The sequence below is a fragment of the Hymenobacter sediminicola genome (assembly GCF_014250515.1).
Lineage (GTDB): Bacteria > Bacteroidota > Bacteroidia > Cytophagales > Hymenobacteraceae > Hymenobacter > Hymenobacter sediminicola.
In genome coordinates this window covers 4278658-4297644 of sequence record NZ_CP060202.1, presented here as the reverse complement: position 1 = coordinate 4297644, position 18987 = coordinate 4278658, and the positions used below count along the sequence as shown (strand labels likewise).

14 protein-coding genes are annotated in these 18987 nt (G+C 59.2%); 7 read left to right on the top strand and 7 right to left on the bottom strand.

Annotated elements, in window-relative coordinates:
- Positions 1-35: 35 nt before the first annotated feature.
- Both H4317_RS18335 and H4317_RS18330 read right to left on the bottom strand, forming a co-directional pair.
- Positions 36-995 (bottom strand): SMP-30/gluconolactonase/LRE family protein, encoded by a 960-nt coding sequence (locus H4317_RS18335; RefSeq protein WP_185887996.1) that lies wholly within the window; start codon positions 993-995, stop codon positions 36-38.
- Positions 996-1079: 84 nt separating this feature from the next.
- Positions 1080-2672, bottom strand: a complete 1593-nt coding sequence (locus tag H4317_RS18330; protein ID WP_185887995.1) for a family 43 glycosylhydrolase — start codon at positions 2670-2672, stop codon at positions 1080-1082.
- Positions 2673-3149: 477 nt separating this feature from the next.
- Between H4317_RS18330 and galK the strand changes: the two genes are divergently transcribed.
- Positions 3150-4316, top strand: a complete 1167-nt coding sequence (galK, locus tag H4317_RS18325) for a galactokinase (protein ID WP_185887994.1) — start codon at positions 3150-3152, stop codon at positions 4314-4316.
- Between the two features lie 79 nt (positions 4317-4395).
- A complete protein-coding gene (locus H4317_RS18320; protein ID WP_185887993.1) occupies positions 4396-5454 on the top strand; it encodes a UDP-glucose--hexose-1-phosphate uridylyltransferase in 1059 nt (352 codons plus the stop codon).
- Between the two features lie 122 nt (positions 5455-5576).
- On the opposite strand, the gene H4317_RS18315 is transcribed toward H4317_RS18320, so the two are convergent.
- Positions 5577-7187, bottom strand: a complete 1611-nt coding sequence (locus tag H4317_RS18315; RefSeq protein WP_185887992.1) for a Na+/H+ antiporter — start codon at positions 7185-7187, stop codon at positions 5577-5579.
- A 219-nt stretch (positions 7188-7406) separates the two neighbouring features.
- Between H4317_RS18315 and H4317_RS18310 the strand changes: the two genes are divergently transcribed.
- From H4317_RS18310 to treF, 3 genes are all read left to right on the top strand, one after another.
- Positions 7407-7814, top strand: a complete 408-nt coding sequence (locus H4317_RS18310) for a hypothetical protein (protein WP_185887991.1) — start codon at positions 7407-7409, stop codon at positions 7812-7814.
- Between the two features lie 159 nt (positions 7815-7973).
- Positions 7974-9065, top strand: coding sequence for a sensor histidine kinase (locus H4317_RS18305; protein WP_185887990.1), 1092 nt, complete (start codon positions 7974-7976; stop codon positions 9063-9065).
- A 54-nt stretch (positions 9066-9119) separates the two neighbouring features.
- Positions 9120-10670 carry an alpha,alpha-trehalase TreF gene (treF, locus tag H4317_RS18300; RefSeq protein ID WP_185887989.1) on the top strand — a complete coding sequence of 517 codons (1551 nt, stop codon included), beginning with the start codon at positions 9120-9122 and terminating at the stop codon, positions 10668-10670.
- Positions 10671-10686: 16 nt separating this feature from the next.
- On the opposite strand, the gene H4317_RS18295 is transcribed toward treF, so the two are convergent.
- Complete coding sequence (locus H4317_RS18295) at positions 10687-12489, bottom strand: M61 family metallopeptidase (protein ID WP_185887988.1); 1803 nt, start codon at positions 12487-12489, stop codon at positions 10687-10689.
- 159 nt (positions 12490-12648) lie between these two features.
- Between H4317_RS18295 and H4317_RS18290 the strand changes: the two genes are divergently transcribed.
- Positions 12649-14073 carry a T9SS type A sorting domain-containing protein gene (locus tag H4317_RS18290; protein ID WP_185887987.1) on the top strand — a complete coding sequence of 475 codons (1425 nt, stop codon included), beginning with the start codon at positions 12649-12651 and terminating at the stop codon, positions 14071-14073.
- 171 nt (positions 14074-14244) lie between these two features.
- Positions 14245-14907: an SOS response-associated peptidase gene (locus tag H4317_RS18285; protein WP_185887986.1), complete on the top strand. Its 663-nt coding sequence runs from the start codon at positions 14245-14247 to the stop codon at positions 14905-14907.
- 73 nt (positions 14908-14980) lie between these two features.
- Here H4317_RS18285 and H4317_RS18280 read toward each other — a convergent pair whose 3' ends face one another.
- The 3 genes from H4317_RS18280 to H4317_RS18270 all read right to left on the bottom strand — a co-directional run bounded on the left by H4317_RS18280 (position 14981) and on the right by H4317_RS18270 (position 18904).
- Positions 14981-15289: a hypothetical protein gene (locus tag H4317_RS18280; protein ID WP_185887985.1), complete on the bottom strand. Its 309-nt coding sequence runs from the start codon at positions 15287-15289 to the stop codon at positions 14981-14983.
- Positions 15290-15480: 191 nt separating this feature from the next.
- A complete protein-coding gene (locus tag H4317_RS18275; RefSeq protein WP_185887984.1) occupies positions 15481-17064 on the bottom strand; it encodes a DUF1501 domain-containing protein in 1584 nt (527 codons plus the stop codon).
- 112 nt (positions 17065-17176) lie between these two features.
- The gene (locus H4317_RS18270; protein WP_185887983.1) at positions 17177-18904 is read right to left on the bottom strand and encodes a DUF1800 domain-containing protein; all 1728 of its coding nucleotides are present in this window, start codon (positions 18902-18904) and stop codon (positions 17177-17179) included.
- Between the last annotated feature and the right edge of the window lie 83 nt (positions 18905-18987).

Here is an 18987-nt window from a genome sequence, read left to right as displayed (position 1 = left end):
GGTTACGAAAGGTCGAAACAACTGTCCTTAAACATCTACTGCGCGCCCCGCACCCGCATCGGCAGTACGAACACCGCTTCCGAGGCCGTGATAAACAGCGTGCTCCGGTCGGCGCCCCCAAAACAGACGTTGCCGGTCCACTCTTCCGGCACCTCAATATGCTGGATCTGGCGGCCAGCGGCGTCAAACACCGTGACGCCCTTGCCGGTGAGGTACACGTTGCCTTCGTTGTCGAGCGTCATGCCGTCGGAGCCCATTTCCAAGAACAACTGGCGGTCCGTCAGGCGGCCGTCGGTGGCTATCTGGTAGCGATAGGTTTTGTTGGCTTCTATGTCGGCTACATACAGCTGCTTGCCATCGGGCGTGCCGATGATGCCGTTGGGTTGCTGCAGCTTATCATCCACCACAAACGGCTGGCTCTGGCCTTTGGGCAGGCAGTACACCTTCCGGCCGCCCAGGCTGGGGTCGGGCGCGGTACGGGTCCAATAGTCGCGCTGGTAGTAGGGGTCGGTGAAGTAGATGGCGCCGGTGCTGGGGTGTACCCACAGGTCGTTGGGGCCGTTGAGGCGGCGGCCGTCCACGTCGCGGAGCAGAATGGTGCGCTTGCCATTGGGCCCAATCGACCAGAGCTGGTTGTTTTCATCGGCGCAGGCCAGTAGGTTGCCCTGCGCATCAAAATATAGCCCGTTCGCCCGGCCCGACTTCTCCAGAAACACGCTCAGCTGGCCGTTGGTATCGTACTTCCAGATCTTGTTGTTGGGCTGATCCGTGAAAAACACGTTACCCGCCTTGTCCACGGCCGGGCCTTCCGTGAATTTGAACTGCCGTGCCACCAGTTTTGGGATGGCCTCGCCCGCGGCCAGGTTACGCTGCGCCGGCTCACCGGTCGTCTCCGTCGTGGTCGAGGACGACGCACAAGCGCCTACTACAAGCCCGGCAAGTAGCAGCGCCGCCAGTGAAGGATAGCTGATAGGGAGGAAAGAGAGTAAAGGCATTGTCAGGCGGAAGAGTTGCGGATACTAGTACAGACGCAACTCCACGCCCTGTTGTTGTCGGCGACACCACGCCTCCCGAACGGCTTAGCGTAAATTCCGCAGCGAGAACCGTCGGAACGTCACCGTTGCGGTTTCTTTGCCCTGCGCAATCAGCCCGACGCGTACGCCCCGGTCCCAGGGTGGCAAATAGGTCCCGTTGATGGCGTATTCGTCGGCGCGTAGTGGCTGCCAGAGGTTGCCTTGGTTGAGGCTGTAGGAGAAACGGAAGCGACTGCCGCCCCAGCACTCCAGCCGCAGGCCCAACGTAGCGCACGGCTCATCGAAGATGACTTCCAGCAGACGCTGCTTTTTGCCCATGCGCACCAGCCAGAGTTGCAGCATATTGTCGCCAGCTACCAGGGCCAGAGCATTGTATGGGTCGCCGATGGCGCCGAGCCCGGCGAAAGTGCCTTGAGGCAGCGTAGTAGTATCCAGCAGCACGCTGGTGGCATAAGTAGCAGCGTAGGTACGCTGAGCTACCACGGCTCCCAGGCGGGCGGTATTGGCGCCCAGGCGTAGCTCGTTGTCCGCTATTTCGAGGCGTGGCAGGTTGCCTATCGGCCACTGCCAGGCCAAACTTAATGCGTCACCCTCAAAATTGTCGGTTACGTTCATCACCCGCACATCCGCCAGCGGCGCGGCCTGGGGGCTGTTGTTCACAAATTCCGGCCAGCCTTCTGCGTTCCAAGTAAACTCGCTCAGCAAACCCTGGCGTCCCACAAACTCGTGGCTATTAGCGTGGTAGGCGTGGTGCAGCAAAAACCAGCGGCCGTCCTTTTCGGCCACGGTGCCGTGGCCGGGGCATTTCCAGGTGCTGTTGTCGGTGAGGATGGGGTTCTGCGGGCATTTCTCCCACGGGCCCAGCAACGTGCGGGAGCGGGCTACGCCCTCGGCGTAGGTGCAGTACTTGCCGCAGCAAGAATTGCCGGCATAAAACATGTAGAAATAGCCATTGTGGCGCACCATGGCCGAGCCTTCCACCAGCGGTCCTTCCCAGGGCGCGTCGTTGCGGAACAGTTCGTGGCGTGGCCCCACCAACTCCAGCCGTTGCTCATCCAGTTCCTGCGCCCAGAGCGGTGTGGATTCGCCGCGGCTGTTGCCATCGTTTTTCCACACCAGATGCAGCACGCCGTGTTCGTCGTGGATGGGAAATCCGTCGATGGAGCCAGCTTCTTCACCTACCAGCGGGCCGTGGTCGGTGTAGGGTCCTTCGGGGTTGTCGGCGCTGGCCACGGCCACGCAGAGCATGCTGCCGCGCCGGCGGGCCGTGTAATAGAGGTACACCTTGCCGCCTTCCCAGAAGATTTCGGGAGCCCAGAAGTTGGAGTCGCACCACTCGGGCAGGCGGCCCGGAAATACATGGCTCACCAGCTCCCAATGCAGCAGGTCCGTGGATTTGAAAAGCGGAAACACTGCGCCCCATTCCGCCGACGTGGCACTAGCCCAGTACGTATCCCCGATTTTGGCAATGGTTGGGTCGGGGAAGTCGCCGGGCAGCACCAGATGGTCGTAGCTGATGCGGGCCGGCGCCACCGGGGCCGTTGTGGCAGTGCCAGAGAGAAACGGCTGCGGACGGTCGACCAGCAAAGGCACGGCCGGCGTTGGAACGAGAGTTCCGGATTCCAGTTCGAAAGACAAAGCAGAGAAGGGTTAGGTGGGAACGACGCCTACTCAACAAGCAGTTTGATACAGTGCCCACCGCGCAGGTTCATGGTGGATTGGGCGGGCAGAATACAGATTGGCTGCTTGTTTATTTTGGTACTTACAGAAGAAAAGTTGTGCCAGAAGAAAGCGCCTTTCAGCGGTGCGGAAATAAGCCGTGCCCGAAGGAGAAAGCAGCAGACGTCAACAGCAGTAAGTTGCTTAGCTGTTGATTATTCAAAGGTATTGAAAGCTGCAAAAGTCCAATCAACGGCCGCGTGTTTTTTGTCCGGCTGGTCTTCCACAACGATAAAGGCGTGTGTCCGCCCGATGAAAAAAAATTGCACTGAATAGCTATGGCTCAACAGCAAGCCGACTGCTGCGCTACGCTGCCCTACGCAGTTTGCTTGGCCGAGAAGTGCCAAATGTGCGTAGTTTTAGGCCGACCCCGCACCCTCTACGACTCTTAGTTCTATGTCTACCGCCGCCGAAGTTTCCGCTACTTTTCAACAACACTTCGGGTATGCCGCGCCATTGCTGGTGCGGGCTCCCGGCCGGGTCAACCTCATCGGCGAGCATACCGACTATAATCAGGGATTCGTGCTGCCTGCTGCCATCGACAAGGAAATCTACTTCGCCATCGGCCTGACCCAGGGCACCGACATTCGGCTGGTGTCGCATGACCTGCACGACTCCTGCACCATTGCCACCGGCCAAGTGCACCGCACCGAGACGCAGTGGGCCAATTATCTGCTGGGCGTGGTGGCACAGCTGCAAAAGCGCGGCGTGGAGGTACCCGGCTTCGACTGCGTCTTCGGCGGCAATGTGCCCGTTGGGGCCGGTATGTCGTCGTCGGCGGCGGTGGAATGCGGGCTGGCTTTTGCCCTGAATGAGTTGCTGAGCCTGAGCCTCGACAAGATGACGCTAGCCCACGCGGCCCAAAAAGCAGAACACGAGTACGCGGGCGTCATGTGCGGCCTGATGGACCAGTTCGCTAGTCTGTTCGGGCGCCCCGGTTCCGTAGTGCGCCTCGACTGCCGGTCGTTGGACTTCGAATACTATCCTTTCAATACTGAAGCCTGCCGCCTGGTGCTCTGCAACTCCGGCGTGAAGCACAGCCTGGCTGATTCCGAGTATAATAAGCGCCGCCAAGAGTGCGAGCGGGGCGTAGAAATTCTGCGCCGCCACTACCCCAAAGTGCAGAGCCTACGCGACGCCACCATGACCCAGCTGGAAACCCACCGCGACGAGCTGGGTCCCCTGACATTCCGCCGCTGCTCCTATGTGGTGCAGGAAAACCAGCGCGTGATAACCGCCTGCCAGCATCTGGAACAACAGGATCTGGCTGCTTTCGGGCAGCAGATGTACGCCTCACACGCTGGCCTGCGCGACGACTACGAAGTGAGCTGCGAGGAACTGGACGTGCTGGTAGAAGCGGCCCGTACAGTACCCGGTGTATATGGCTCGCGGATGATGGGCGGCGGTTTCGGCGGCTGTACTATCAATCTGGTATCTCCTGACCAGGTGGAAAACTTCATCCGGCAGGTGGGTGCCGTGTATCAGCAGCGCTTCGGCCGCGACCTGGAAACCTACCAGACGAGCATCGTGGGTGGCGTATCGGAAGTAGCAAGCAACGGATAATAAGCAGTGAACAGAAACAGCAGCTTTGGGCTATGGCCGGGCTGTTACTCCTGTTAGCTCATGATTAACACACTACTACATGGCCACTTTCGATAGTACTGAGCACGCACACCGCCGTTTTAATGCCCTCACCGGCGAGTGGGTGCTGGTGTCGCCGCACCGTTCCAAGCGGCCCTGGCAGGGCCAACAGGAAACCCCCGAGCCGGAGGTTCGCCCTGCCTACGACCCCACCTGCTACCTCTGTCCCGGCAACACCCGCGCCGGAGGCATCCTCAATCCTGAATACACCTCCACGTTCGTGTTCGAAAACGACTTCGGGGCGCTGCAGCCCGAGGTGCCGACCGGGGGCATCGATGAAGGCGGACTGCTCCGGGCCGAGGCCGAGTCGGGGGTGTGCCGTGTCATCTGCTTCTCGCCGCGCCACGACCTGACGCTGCCCGAAATGGACACAGCTGCCATTCGGGAAGTGGTGGACCTGTGGGTAGCGCAATACCAAGAGCTGGGCGCCCGGCCTGACATCAATTACGTGCAGATTTTCGAGAACAAAGGCCAAGTGATGGGCTGCTCGAACCCGCACCCGCACGGCCAGATCTGGGCGCAGCGCACCGTGCCTACGGAGCCCGCCAAGGAAACCGTACAGCAACTGGCCTATTTCGAGAAGCACGGCCGCACGCTGCTCAGCGACTATCTGGAAATTGAACTGCGCGAAAAACAACGCGTGGTGCTGGAAAACGAGCATTTTGTGGTGCTGGTGCCGTTCTGGGCCGTGTGGCCCTTCGAAACGCTAGTAGTAGCCCGGCGGCCGGTGCAGGACATAGTGCAACTGACCGAGGAGGAGCGCACCGCACTGGCCGATTTGTTGCGCCGCCTCACCATTCGCTACGACAACCTGTTCCAGATTTCCTTTCCGTATTCGGCCGGCCTGCACCAGCGCCCGACTGATGGAGAGGAGCACCCCGAATGGCATCTGCACATGCATTTCTACCCGCCGCTGCTGCGCTCGGCCACCGTGCGCAAGTTTATGGTGGGCTACGAAATGCTGGGCAACCCGCAGCGCGACATTACGCCGGAGTTTAGCGCAGAGCGCCTGCGCACCCTGCCGGAAGTACATTACAAGTCAGCGGAACAGCCCGAGTAAAGCGCCGTGAAGCAGCCCCTGGCTTGGGCGCAAGACGTTACTTGACACCAGATTTTTGTGGCGCGGTTTCACAACAGCGAACCGCGCCACGACCCACAACCGGCTGACTTTTCGGGCTCCTGCTAGTGCGGCATATGGCTGATTTTGGCTTCGTCCAGGTCGAGCTGTGCTTCCTGATGGCGCAGCATTTCGTCCTCGAATACTCCTTCCCGGCGCAGCGCAAACAGCTCTTTCCGCTGCACCTGCAGCACATCAAGTAGCACTTGGTGGTAGCGCTGCAATGCCAGCCGCTTCGACTCATCGTAGTCGAGGGCTTCAAGCAGGTTGCCGGTGCGCTGGGCTTCGGCATGCATGCGCTGGTGCAATGCCCTGATCAGCTCGTTTTCCTGCATATCAGAGGTATAGTGCTGCCCCATGTGGGCCAGCGCTACGGTGCGCAGCCGTAGCCGGATACCCGCTTCCTGCTCGTCGGTCGGTATGGCCTGGGTGTCGTATTCGGAGATGCGCGTGAAGCGGATGATAGCCGGCAGCGTAAGGCCCTGGAACACCAGCGTGACGAGAATGACGACAAAGGTGATAAACAGAATCAGGTTGCGCTGCGGAAATGCTTGGCCATTGGCCAGCAGTAGCGGCACCGACAGCGCCGAGGCCAGTGACACCACGCCCCGCATGCCGGCCCACCCAAGAATGAGCGTGCCCTGCCAGCCAGGACTGGGCTCCGAGGTGCGGATACTGCGGCTGAGCCAGCGTGGCACGAACGCCGCCGGATACATCCACAGCAGCCGGATAATGATGACGATGCCACTGATACTCAGGCCATAGGTAATGGCTTGTTTCAGAGAATAGTTGCCCAGCCCTTCCACCGCTACCCGCAGTTCCAGCCCAATCAGAATGAATACCAGCCCGTTCAGAACGAAGCCTACGCTGGCCCACACGCTGGTAGACTGCAGGCGGGTGGCGGCATCGAAGACGCGGTGCGAGTGGTAGGACATCAACAGCCCGCCGCTTACTACGGCTAGCACACCGGAAAAGTGAAATTCCTCAGCCAGCAGATACATCGAATAGGGCGCAATAAACGTCAGGGCCGTGTTGATGCTGGGTGTGGTGGGCAGGTAGCGGTGGATGAGGTAGAATCCCTGGCCAACTACCAGCCCTACCAATAGACCCATTCCGCTCACCAGCAAAAACGTGGCGGCGGCCTGCTGCCACACAAACGTACCCGACACTACTGCCGCCAGCGCAAACCGAAACACAATAAGGCTGCTGGCATCGTTGATCAGGCTTTCACCCTGCAGAATGGCCGTCACGCGGCGCGGCACTTTCACGCCTTTGAGAACCGACGTGGCCGCTACGGCATCAGGCGGCGAAATGATGCCGCCCAGCAGAAACCCCAGCGGCAGCGTGAAACCCGGAATCATGGCCCGCGACACGTAGGCGACGATAGTGGACGTGAAGAATACCAGCCCGAATGCCAAGAGCCCTATGGGGCGTTTCCAGCGCCAGAAGTCCTGCCACGAGGTGTACCAGGCCGCTTCGTAGAGCAGTGGCGGCAAGAAAATCAGGAAGATCAGCTCATGGTCGATGACGATGTGCGGCAAGCCGGGTACCAAACTCAGCCCCAGACCGCCCAGCACCAGGAAAATAGGGTAGGAGATACGCAGCTTCTGCCCCAGCATCACGAGCAGGAGCATCACGAACAGCAGACTCAAAACAAGCAGTACAGTTTCTTGCATAAATAGCGGGGCGCCGGCTGGGCGAAGAATCAGAAGTATTCTGCCCGAAAAGGTAGCGGTTCGTAGGGAAAGAAGGCGGCTCTAAACGGCACTTGCCACTGGCCGGGAATGTTTTTGTGTAGCTACATGTAGTTTACTGCTACCAGGTGTGGCAAGCTCCTCGGTATTCTCTTTTTAGCTGATACCGAATGGTGTGGTAAGCAGAAAGGCCGCTTTTTTATGCAGTTAGAGTACATACTTCAAACCGAAGGGCTCGTCATCGGCTACGACCACGACAACCAGTGGCTGTACGTTGACTGGCGGGGGGAACACACGAAGGAAAGCTCCTGGGCTGCCTGCCTGCAGATGCTGGAAGTGATGCAGCTGTGGCACTGCGAAAAAATTCTCAACGACAACAGCTCCATCACGCACCAGACGGCGGAGCTTTCGGAGAGGTCGTTTGGGTGGCTGGAGCAAATGCGGCTGTCCGGCCTGCGCTACATGGCCTGGGTATATCCACGCAACTTTCCGGCCCGCAAGCCGTCCGAAGAATCGTTGCAACTCATCCGCCGTCCGCTGGTTGCTACCTTCGACGACGTGGCCTCGGCCTGCCTCTGGCTCCGGCGGCAGCAAAACACGTTGCGGTAAAAATGCCTGTTGCCTGGCTCCGTATTGCGCCCCCCTTATCTTGCACTTGATGCACGGTGGTCAGGTGCTTCCTTTGGGAGTGCCCGTGCAGGCATACGCCTCTGATTACAAGTTCTACCCCCACCAGACGAGCTGCTCCGCCAGCAGAATTTTCGCCCCATGCTAGACTTTTCCACGCTGTTCCGTCCGCTCGCCGAACATAGCCAACTGCTTTACTTTGTCTATCATCTTGAGGCGCAGAAATTTCTCTACGTCAGTCCGGCTTACGAAACCATACTGGGCCGGCCAGCTACGGCCGTGAATGAGGAATGGCCGAATCTGCTGGCCCTGGTGCACCCCGACGACCAAGCCTACGCCGAGGGGTGTTTCCGGCATTTGCTGCATGGCACTTTTCTGGAAGATGTGGAGCTGCGCCTGCTGCATCCCGATGGCCGTGTGCAACATCTGTGCTTCGCGGTGTCGCGGGTGAGCGAAAGCGCTGGCTGCAGCTACCTAAGTGGTACCGTGCATGACTACACCAGCACCCGCGAGTACATGGATAACGCGGACCGTTTCAACAAAAAGAAAAACGCAACGCTCGAAATTCTCTCCCACGATCTGGCCGGCCCCTTCGTCATGATGGAGCAGCTGGCCGGCTATGTTGGGGAGAAAATACTGCCGCTGCAGGATACCAAGCTCGATGAGCTGCTACGCGTGATGAAAACGACCTGCCAGGACAGTATCAGCCTGATTCGGGACTTCGTGGACAACGAGTTTATGGAATCTTCGCATGTGGAGCTGAAGATTGAGCGGGTGGATATGGTAGCTGAATTGCGCGAAATGCTGGAGGAGTACCAGCGTTCCGAGGAGCATCTGTCCAAAAACTTCCTGTTTCGCCCCGAGAGTCCCAGCGCCTACATCGAGGTGGATAATAACAAGTTCATGCAGGTGATTAACAACTTGATTTCTAACGCTATAAAATTCACTCCGGACGGTGGGCAGATTGAGGTAAGCGTAGTCGAAGAGCCGGGCCGCGTGTTGGTTTCCGTCGCCGATAACGGGATTGGTATTCCGAAGCAGCTGATGCCCGTTCTGTTCGACCGGTTTACACCCGCGCGGCGACCAGGCCTGCGCGGCGAAAAAACCACTGGCTTGGGCATGTCCATTATCAAAACCATTGTAGAGTTGCACAAAGGCCACATTCATTGCCAGAGCGTGGAGCAGCAAGGCACTACCTTCACGATAGAGCTGCCGCGCAAAGAGCCTGCCTAGCGCACGGAAGCCAGGGCAACCCCACTTTTTCGGGTGTGGGCCGTTTAACTGCGGATGAGAAAACTGCTTTTTGTGTGCTGCCTGTTGCTGGCAGCCAATAGCTACGCGCAGCCCACCCCACGCCAACTGTTTCCGGGCCTCTTTGAAGCTGTGCAGCTTGGCCGGGTGTTTCCGGATAACAAGACGTTTGTAGATGCCGTGCCCCTACAGCCGCCACGTGTTATTCTGGCCGCCTGGCAGCAGCAGAAAGGCAACCCTGGCTTCCGGCTGGAGCAGTTTATACAGACTTACTTCCGGTTGCCCGAAGAAAGTGCTGCCACATACCGCAGCAACGTAGCCGCGGGCCTGCGTCTTCACCTCGATACGCTCTGGACCGTGCTGCAGCGCCCGGCGCAACGTACTGCTGAGCCGTACAGTTCGCTGTTGCCGCTTCCTAAGGCTTACGTGGTGCCGGGCGGGCGTTTCCGGGAAGTATACTACTGGGACTCCTACTTCACGATGCTGGGTTTGCAACAGGCTGGCCGCACGGCGCTGGTGCGCAGCATGACCGATAATTTCGCCTACCTGATAAACCGCTACGGCTTTATCCCGAACGGCAACCGCACCTACTACCTCACCCGCTCGCAGCCGCCCTTTTTCGCCCTGATGGTACAGCTGCTGGCCCAGGCCCAGTCAGATACGGTGCTGCGCCGCTACCAGCCGGCTCTGTTGCGCGAGCATGCCTACTGGATGGCGGGAGCCGACTCGCTGAGTTCTGGTAAAGCCACGCGCCGTGTAGTGCGCCTGCCCGGCGGCGAACTACTCAACCGCTACTGGGACGACAGTACGGAGCCGCGAGAAGAGTCGTATGTAGAGGATGTGGAGGCTGCCCGCCAGAGCAAGCAGCCGGCTCCGCAGTTCTACCGCAACATTCGGGCGGCGGCAGCTTCCGGCTGGGACTTCAGCACCCGCTGGTTTGGGCCCGAAAACACGCTGGCCTCCATCCGCACCACCGAACTGGCGCCCGTAGACCTGAACTGTCTGCTTCTGACGCTGGAAGAAACCATTGCCCGCACCTATGCCGTGCAGGGCAAGCGGCAAACAGCGCGCCAGTGGGAGCAGAAAGTCCGGCAGCGCCGCCAGGCCATCCAGCTATACTGCTGGAACCCCACAGTCGGCTGGTTCACCGACTACGACTTGGTGCAGCGCCGCCCAGCCGCTATCCGGACGCTGGCTGGAGTATTTCCACTGGCATTTGATGTAGCCACGCCCCAACAGGCCCGCCAGGTTGGCGCGGGGTTGCAGCGGGACTTTCTGAAAGACGGCGGCCTGCTCACTACACTCACGGCCAGCGGCCAGCAGTGGGATGCGCCCAATGCCTGGGCTCCGCTACAGTATATAGCCGTACAGGGACTTGCTCGCACGGGCCAGCAGGCTCTGGCCGATACGGTCACCAGCCGCTGGGTACGTTTGAACGCACGTGTGTTTCAGCAAACAGGCAAACTGCTGGAGAAATACAACGTGGTAGACACGCATCTGCCTGCCGGGGGCGGCGAATACCCACTACAAGACGGTTTTGGCTGGACGAACGGGGTGCTGCTGAAATTTCTGGACAGCAAAAAGTAAAAGGGTGTCTACTAGGCTACAGATTCTTGAGCCAGGCCTGGCGCAACGCCAGCTGGGCGGGCGTGGGGCTGGGCATAGCTGTGAGTTGGTAGCGTTTCACTTCCTCTTTGCCCTGTAGCTTGCACTTGATTTTCTTATCGGTTCCTTCCCGTCGCACCGTTAGCTCGTATTCCTGGCCGGGCTTGCCGGCTTTGGCTTTGCTCATCAGTGCGTTCAGGTTGTCTGGCGTTATGGTTTCGCCTTGGTAGGCCACAAGCAGGTCGCCTTCGGCCACACCGCAGGCTTTCAGCGCCGGGCTCACCTGCTCGAACACGATGACGTTTGGTCCTCCGTTGAAGCTGGCGCCTAAGCTGGCAATCTGCCGGCCGGTGCGCAGCACCGGCGAGTATTGCACGCCTACTTTTGCATAGTACTCGGCCAGCGGGAGCGGCTGTGCCTGCTGCACATAGCGCGCAAAAAAGTCGCCGATTTCTGGGTAAGTGAGCTGGGTGAAATCCTGGAAAAAAGTCTTTTCCGAGAACGGCTTATCGGGACCGTAGCGCTTGGTGAGGTCCAGTATCACTTCGCGCAGTCCGCGCTTTCCGCCAGACAGTTCCAGCAGGCGCAAATCCAGCAGAGCGGCCGTGACGGCGCCGCGCTGATAGATGTTGCCATACTGGCGCTGGCCTTCATCAGAAAAGGAGTTGAGGCCGAGGCGACTGAGCGAGTAAGTAGTGTCGGCGTACTGGTGGTCGTAGGCAATCTTGCCGCTCATTTCCTGCAGATATTCGTCCAGCGGCATCAGGCCACCGCGCAGTTGCATCATGCCGGCCGCCCACTCCGTGGTGCCCTCATACAGCCACAAATGCTCCGAGCCGGTAGGCTGCACAAAGTTGAACTGCTGAATGATTTCGGAGTGAATGTTGAGCGGCGTCACGACGTGGAAGAACTCGTGGGCCGCAATGCTCGTGACGCGGGCTGCCAAGTCGGGTGTGAAGGGCGCTTCACGCAGCACATATTCGGAGCTGTAAGAATGCTCCCAGGCGCCGTTGCTCACGTCATCGAAGTGGTATAGGAAGGTGTAGCGCTGTACCGGCAGCTGCACTAGAAACTGCTGGGCGGCGTTCAGCATCTGCTGCATTTCTTTCAGCAGCGGCTCGGCCTGCACCTGGTCGGTCTTTGAGTAGCAGAGCAGGTCAACTTCGGTAGTGCCAATCATGGTTTTGGCCTCCGTGAGGCGGCCCAGCAGAAACGGCGAATCCACGGCTTGGTCGTATGTTTTGGCCGTATAGTAGCCCTGCGCGTCGGCCGTCAGGGCCGTCCCGATTTTCCAGCCCTGCGGGTAGTTCAGCTTGATGCGCAGCGGCCGGGCCTGCCAGCCCTGCGGATAGCCCAATATGGTCTGGCCGTTGAGCAGCGCATGGTCGGTTTCTAAAGACGAGCCGCACATCCGGTACACCGTATGCTCCTTCACCGGCGTGTCCCAGGTTTCGGCAATGGTGTAGCGGATTTCGCGGGTTTTTTCGGGTTTCAGTAGCTGCCACTGGTTGGTAGAAAGCTGCTTCACTTCCAACGGTTTTCCCTTCTTGTCGAAGGCCTCGAACTTGCGCACGAAGCGGCCAATGTCCATTACCTGGTAGGTGCCCGGCGCGGTAGCGGCAAACTGATATACACCCTGCTCTTTCTTCAGCTCTGGCAGCTCCAGCTTCACCTGAAACGCGTCACTGTCGGTGGCCGGGTCCATGCTGATGGTATAGGTGAGCGGGGCCTGGGCCAGCGCGGCTGCCAATGGGGCCGTGAGCAGAGCGGCCAGAACTGCAAGGCGTGGGAAGAGTTTCATAGACCAGAAAGATAGGAACAGACTAAGGGATGCAGAAAAACGACAACCGTTGCGCCTCGGCTTGTGGGTGGTGCGAGGTGTGAAATTATGTCTTTCGGCAGCTTCCTTCCGGAAGCGGTATCTTTGGGCTTCGCTCTGCTACTACACACCTGTTACAACATGCTGAAACCCATTGCGCTTCTCCTGGCCCTGTGCGGCTGGGCGACGCTGGCGCGCGCGCAAACGCCCACCGCCTACAACTTCTACTACGGCAACCTGCACGCCCACTCCAGCTACTCCGATGGCAACCAGGACGAGGCCCGCACCGGCTATGCCACGCCTTACCAGAACTATGGCTTTGCCGATGCCTCGCTGCATCTGGACTTCCTGGGTATTTCGGAGCACAACCATAGCCAGGCCGGTATGCAACTCCCTAACTATGCCCGTGGCCTGCGCCAAGCCGACAGCGCCACCGTGGATGGCTCCTTTGTAGCACTGTATGGCATGGAGTGGGGCGTTATTTCGGGCGGCGGCCACGTGCTGGTATATGGCGTAGATCAGCTGCTGGGCTGGGAAGCCGGCAACTTCAACGTCTTCGTGCCCAAGAACAACTATCAGGCGCTGTTCAAGGAAATCAATCGGCGGCCGGGTGCGTTTGCCATGCTGGCCCATCCCCAAACCGGCGACTACGGCAACCTGGCTAGCGGTACGTTCAGCCCCACTGCCGACAGTGCCATCGTAAGCACCGTGTTGCGCTCTGGCCCGGCCACGTCCACCAATATCACCTATTCCAACCCCAGCACCAGCTCCTACGAAAGCACCTATCAGCGGCTGCTGGCCCGCGGCTACCACATCGGTATTAGCCTCGACCACGACAACCACAACACCACCTTCGGGCGTACCACGCCGGGCCGCCTGGTGGTGCTGGCTCCTTCGCTCACCAAGGCCAGTCTGATGCAGGCGCTGCGCGCCCGCCGCTTCTACGCTTCCGACGACTGGAACGCGCAAGTGAGCTTCACGCTGAATGGCGAGCCGATGGGCAGCGTGCTACAGGGCGGCACCAATGCCGATATTAACGTGTCGGTTGCGGATGGCGACAACGAAGCTGTCCGGTCCCTGACGCTGATGCGCGGCGTGCCCGGAAACGGCGTCAATGCTATAGCCTTGGTCAACGCTCCTGCAGGCGCGGCGGCTCTCACCTTCACCGATACCAACGTTCCGAATTCGGCCTATTACTATTACGCCGTTATCATTCAGAATGACGGCAACCGCATCGTCACGTCGCCTATCTGGTACAACCGCACGTCGGTGCTGTCGGCAGCGGCGGGCCACGAGCTGGCTCAGCTGGATGTATTTCCGAACCCTGTGAGCGGCGGCACAGCCACGCTGTCCTACTCGTTGCCAGCCACCTCCAGCGTCACGTTGGAAGTGCTGGATGCTTTGGGCCGCCCGGTATATACGCTGGCCCGCGGTGAGCGGCAGGCTGCCGGCCCACACGCCTACGAACTCAACACAGTGCAGAGCCAACTGGCCGCCGGCCTCTACACTGTCCGGCTGACGCAGGATGGCACTACCACGTACCGCAAGTTGGTAGTAGCGCAATAAAGCGCCCAAAGCGGCTCTCATTTTCGATGACGCCCCGGCCCCCAAAGGCCGGGGCTTTTTGCTGCTGGAAATGAGCCGGCTCATGCCCCAGAAGCCGAACTCAGGCTTTCAATATGGCGTTACTAGAAAGGCAAGTTATCTGTCTTCTGAACCACTAATCTTCTGCAGCTTATGTGTGGCCGCTATACTACCACTGCCCCTCGCCCTGTACTCGAAAAGCGCTTCGAGGCTACCTTCAAAGCGGAGGCCGCGCCGAACTACAATGCCGCCCCGTCGCAGCAGCTCCCGGTGATTCTGAACACCGAGCCCGGCCAGATTCAGCTGTTGCAGTGGGGCCTGATTCCGGGCTGGGTGAAAGATCTGAAAGCCGCACCTAAACCTATTAATGCCCGCGCCGAAACACTGGCCGATAAGCCTTCATTCCGGCAGTTGCTGCAGCGCCGCCGCTGCCTTGTGCCCGCCGATAGTTTTTATGAGTGGCAGGTGACGGCCGCTGGCAAAGTGCCCCACCGCATTTTGCTGCAGCAGGAGGAGACGTTTGCCTTTGCCGGCCTCTGGGACGAGTGGATAGACCGCCAGACTGGAGAAGTGCGTCCTACGTTCACCATCATCACCACCGAGCCCAACGAGTTGATGGCTTCCATCCACAACCGTATGCCCGTGATTCTGCAGGGACGCGAGGCAGAGCTAGCCTGGCTGGATGATAGAGTGAGCCTATCTGACCATCAGCACCTGCTCCAGCCTTATCCTACGGATCTGATGCGCGAATACGCTGTGACAACCCGTGTGAACTCACCCGCTCACAACGACCCGGACGTACTGGCCGCCGCCTGATAAGCACATTGTATAGACACAAAAAAGCCCCTCATTTAAAATATGAGGGGCTTTTTTGTGGAGCCTACCAGCATTACGCTGGTTTGGCGCTAGTGTGTTTGTGGTCTTCGGAAGTGTCGGTGTCATCGTCAGAAATGGCATCAGCAGCCTTTTTGGCAGCAATAATGGCAATCACAGCAATACCCGCAATACCGAGAATAAGCTGGGTAGTAGTGAAGCGCTGTGACGCTTTTTTCAGCAGGATGCCACTGTGTTTAATCAAGTCGTCGAGTTGGTCGGACTCTCCCTGGAATACTTTGTAGCCGCTTTGCAGGGCGTTGATGATGTCTTCGGGCAGAATCTTCTCGATTTCTTTTTCCACGTTTGAGAGTTGGTTTGCCATAAAGCGGAGGGTCGAAAGAACGATGAAACAAACTGAAGCCGCTGGCGGCTTCGGAGGGACTATACGCGAAAACCCGCCGCCGGGCTGCCCCGGTAGCGGGTTTTTCAACCGAAAAAATAAAAAAATCAAACCCCCTAACTCGTTGACTTCTTACAAGGTCAACAGTAGTGAAAGCATACTGGGTAGTTCGGCTATTCCACTACCACCAGCCGGGAGCTGACCCGCTGGCCTTCCTGCACGTGGCAATGATAGGAACCGGCTGCCAGGGCGCTGGCATCAAGTGGAATCTGGCGCAGGCCGGCAGGGAGTTTTCGGTCGAGCAGGCGCGCTACTTCGCGGCCCAGCGCATCGTAAAGCACCACCTGCACGTGGCCACCTTCACTTTCAAATTCTACCGTGGCCCGTTCCCGTACCGGATTTGGATACACACTGAACGCCGCCACACTAGTGTTGGCGGCGCTGGTGCCTGCCACCACACTGGGCCGGATGATGGGCATGTACGGAAACTGCCCGATGCTGGAGGGGAGCAGGGCATTGAGCGTAGCCTGTGGCACCCGGAACCAGTCTTTGAGCAGGCTGGCATACACGGCCCGGAAGTCAAACTGCATCTGTACCTGGTCGTTCACGCCGGCATTAGCAGGTAGTACTGGATTGGCACCGTGAATGACGGGGTTGACACTGGTGCCAAACACGATGAGCGGAGCCGCTGCGCCGTGGTCGGTGCCTTTGCTGGAATTTGCCTTGATGCGGCGCCCAAACTCCGAAAACGTCATGCCCACCACCCGGTCCTGCACCGTCAGGCGGCGCAAATCATCCTGGAACGCCTCCAGCGCCTGCGAGATTTTGCCGAGCAATGTAGCGTGGGTGCCTGTTGTGGTGCTGCCCGTGGTAGGAACCTGGGTGGCGTGCGTATCGAAGCCGCCGAGGTTGCAGACGTAGATGCGGGTTTGCAGGCCGCCCGCCACTAGCTGCGCCACTATTTTGAGCTGATCGGCGAGGGAGTTTTGGCCAGCCGTGGGGTAGAGCGGCGAAAGGTTGCGGGCACGGGCTGCTGCTGCCTGAATGGCAGTGGTATACACCTGCGTCTGCGAAATCACCTGCCGGATGAAGGTCAGCTCGTGCCCGGCTGGTGTGTTGGGCGCCACATCCACTCCACCCGACAGCAGCTGGTAGAACGAGGCCGTGCTGGCAATGGCCATGCCCATGTTCACGGCGGGGCCCTGCACACAGTTGCTGACTACCGACCCAATGCTGATAGCCAGTGGATCGGGGTTGGTGGCGCTGGGGTAGCCGGTGGGGTAGTTGGCATACTCCGAGTTGAGGTAGCGCCCGGCCCAGCCCGAGGTGATAGTGACATTGGAGTCGGAAGCGGAAGTCCAGATGTCGGTGGCGCGGAAGTGCGAGTAATTGGGGTTGGGGTAACCCACGCTCTGTACCACGCCTATTTTGCCATCATCGAATAGGTTTTTCACGCCTGCCATGGCCGGATGAATGCCTGTTACGGCACTCAATGGCAATACCTGGTTTTGCGGAATGGCAATGTCGGCGCGGGCATTCATGAGGGCCGCGTACTGGTCAGTCGGGATAATCGTGTTCAGCCCGTCGTTGCCGCCGTTCAGCTGAATCAGCACTAGTACCCGGTCGGTTTGTGTCGCGCCGCCCGTTATGTCGAACAGCTCCGGCGAGAAGCCATAGGCCCCAATGGGCAGACCGCCGAGCAGCGTGGGAAGCACCGTAGCCGTGGCAGTAGTCTGGAGGAAATGTCTGCGTTTCATACGTCGTCTGGTAACTGAGTAAGAGAGTAACGGAGTAAAAGGTGGCGGCTGCTCTGCCCAATTGGCCTGTGCCTGGCACGGACCTGCGCAGGAGCAATTCCTCGGTTACTCCTCAGCTAAGATGGTATTCTGCCAGGCCCATCAACTGGCGTAGCAGGGCCTGTAGCTTGGTCCTGACGGCAGCTTTTTTGGTGGCATTGGTAGGGGCAGCCAGGTATTCCTGCCACTCCACGGTCCATTCAAAATCGGGCAAACCCGGCAGGAGCGTGTCGTTGAGAAAGGTGAGCTGATTGGTAGTCAGTTCAATGGGCGTGAGTAGCCGGGCCAGTTCCGCAATCAGCAAGTTAGGGTCAGCAGCCGTGGCAGGCGGCAGCGTAAGAACCAGCTCAATTGGGTCTATCTTGATGGTGGCGCCGCTGGTAGTGTAGCCGTTGGTGCTGATCATCAGGTCCGTGAACTGGTTGCGGCGGGGCAGCGTCACGGCATTTATCCACATTTCGTAGTACTGCGGCGTCTGCCAGTAAGCAGGCCAGCCCGCTACGTTCGGCGGGTCGCCGAGGTACTGCTGCTGCAGATTCGTGACGCTGTTCAGGTAGTTCCACATAGCGTATTGCCCCGTGAGACTGGTGCTGGCCGGAAAGGCTATTTGCAGCTGCCGGGCAGTACCCACCGTAAAGTCGAGCGGGCTTTTGATAACGCAGCCCATGTTCACGGCATCAAAGAAATGCTCACTCGACAGCAACGTCCGTAGCACTGGGGCCACGTTGTAGTTGTTTTGCATGAGCAGCTGCGCCAGCGGCTGAATCACCTGGGCCTCGGCCGTGGCATCAATAACATAGTACACAAACCAACGGTAGAGCTTGCGGCACAGGAAACGCGCCGTTTCTACCTGCGCGAAAATCAGCGCAATCAACGCCTTATACTCCTGGTCGCCTTGGTTAGTGATGGTGGTATTCTGGAAAGCGCTGCTGAAGAGCTTGGTCGTGGTGCTGTGCCGCGAGGCCGTGAAGTAGCCTGCCTGCGTGGTGGCATTGTCGCGCCAGCCCGTGAGCACGCGGGCGGCGGCCTGCACGTCGTCCTCGGTATAGGTAGTATAGTTGCCGGGACCAATCAACGGGCCTTTGCCCACCGTAAACAGCTCCAGTAGCTCACGGCCGTAGTTTTCGTTGGGGGCCGTAGCCGTGCTTTGGTTGCCGTTGAGGTAGCGCAGCATGGCCGGAGCCACAGTAATGTCCTCGGTCAGACGCTGAATGTTGCCCAACGCATGCTGCCGCAGCAAGGCACAGTACTGATAGCCGTAGCGCGCGTCGTTGATGTCGCCCAGTTCAATTACGAAATGGTTGTGCCAGAACAGCGTCATCTTCTCCACCAGCGAAGGCCCTTGCCCCAGCAGCTGGCCCATCCACCAGGAGCGGAGCGACGTACGGCGCACGCCCTCAAAATTCTGATCAAACGGCTGGGCCACCCAGGTCTGCCCGATAGCCACGCTAGTATCGGTAGCAGATACGTTGAGTGGCGGAGCAGGTGCGGGCGGTGCAGTCAGTAATGTGTTTATCACCTGTACCAGATTCTGGCTGGCAGCCGTCGTAATTTCGGTACGAGTGGGGCCAAATAGGCAACGCCGAAGCAGATGTGCCGCCTGCGCGTAGCCCCAGGGGCCAACATATGGGCTGAGGCCCGCCGTAGAACGAGCAGCCGTGGGCAGCTTGGTATTGGCATATCGGCTTACCGTTTCGTCGTCGCCTGTTGGGGTGCCGGAAGGTTGAGGCCGCTCCAGTACGGCGGCAGCCGAAGTAGTAAGCGTGGTGGCCGGCTTGCGGAGGAAAGCTCTGCGGTCCATAGGCGGGAAGTGGAAAAGTGTAGTGGTAAAGTCAGAACGGGAACGGCTTGGTACTAGGCAGGTAAGTTCGTTGTTTTCAAGGC

Bases quoted from the DNA above. Each gene is read 5' to 3' on its own strand.
- treF (WP_185887989.1), top strand. From the start codon at position 9,120: ATGAGAAAACTGCTTTTTGTGTGCTGCCTGTTGCTGGCAGCCAATAGC.
- H4317_RS18335 (WP_185887996.1), bottom strand. From the start codon at position 995: ATGCCTTTACTCTCTTTCCTCCCTATCAGCTATCCTTCACTGGCGGCG.
- H4317_RS18305 (WP_185887990.1), top strand. From the start codon at position 7,974: ATGCTAGACTTTTCCACGCTGTTCCGTCCGCTCGCCGAACATAGCCAA.
- H4317_RS18275 (WP_185887984.1), bottom strand. From the start codon at position 17,064: ATGAAACGCAGACATTTCCTCCAGACTACTGCCACGGCTACGGTGCTT.
- H4317_RS18295 (WP_185887988.1), bottom strand. From the start codon at position 12,489: ATGAAACTCTTCCCACGCCTTGCAGTTCTGGCCGCTCTGCTCACGGCC.
- H4317_RS18310 (WP_185887991.1), top strand. From the start codon at position 7,407: ATGCAGTTAGAGTACATACTTCAAACCGAAGGGCTCGTCATCGGCTAC.
- H4317_RS18270 (WP_185887983.1), bottom strand. From the start codon at position 18,904: ATGGACCGCAGAGCTTTCCTCCGCAAGCCGGCCACCACGCTTACTACT.
- H4317_RS18315 (WP_185887992.1), bottom strand. From the start codon at position 7,187: ATGCAAGAAACTGTACTGCTTGTTTTGAGTCTGCTGTTCGTGATGCTC.
- H4317_RS18290 (WP_185887987.1), top strand. From the start codon at position 12,649: ATGCTGAAACCCATTGCGCTTCTCCTGGCCCTGTGCGGCTGGGCGACG.
- H4317_RS18320 (WP_185887993.1), top strand. From the start codon at position 4,396: ATGGCCACTTTCGATAGTACTGAGCACGCACACCGCCGTTTTAATGCC.
- H4317_RS18280 (WP_185887985.1), bottom strand. From the start codon at position 15,289: ATGGCAAACCAACTCTCAAACGTGGAAAAAGAAATCGAGAAGATTCTG.
- H4317_RS18285 (WP_185887986.1), top strand. From the start codon at position 14,245: ATGTGTGGCCGCTATACTACCACTGCCCCTCGCCCTGTACTCGAAAAG.
- galK (WP_185887994.1), top strand. From the start codon at position 3,150: ATGTCTACCGCCGCCGAAGTTTCCGCTACTTTTCAACAACACTTCGGG.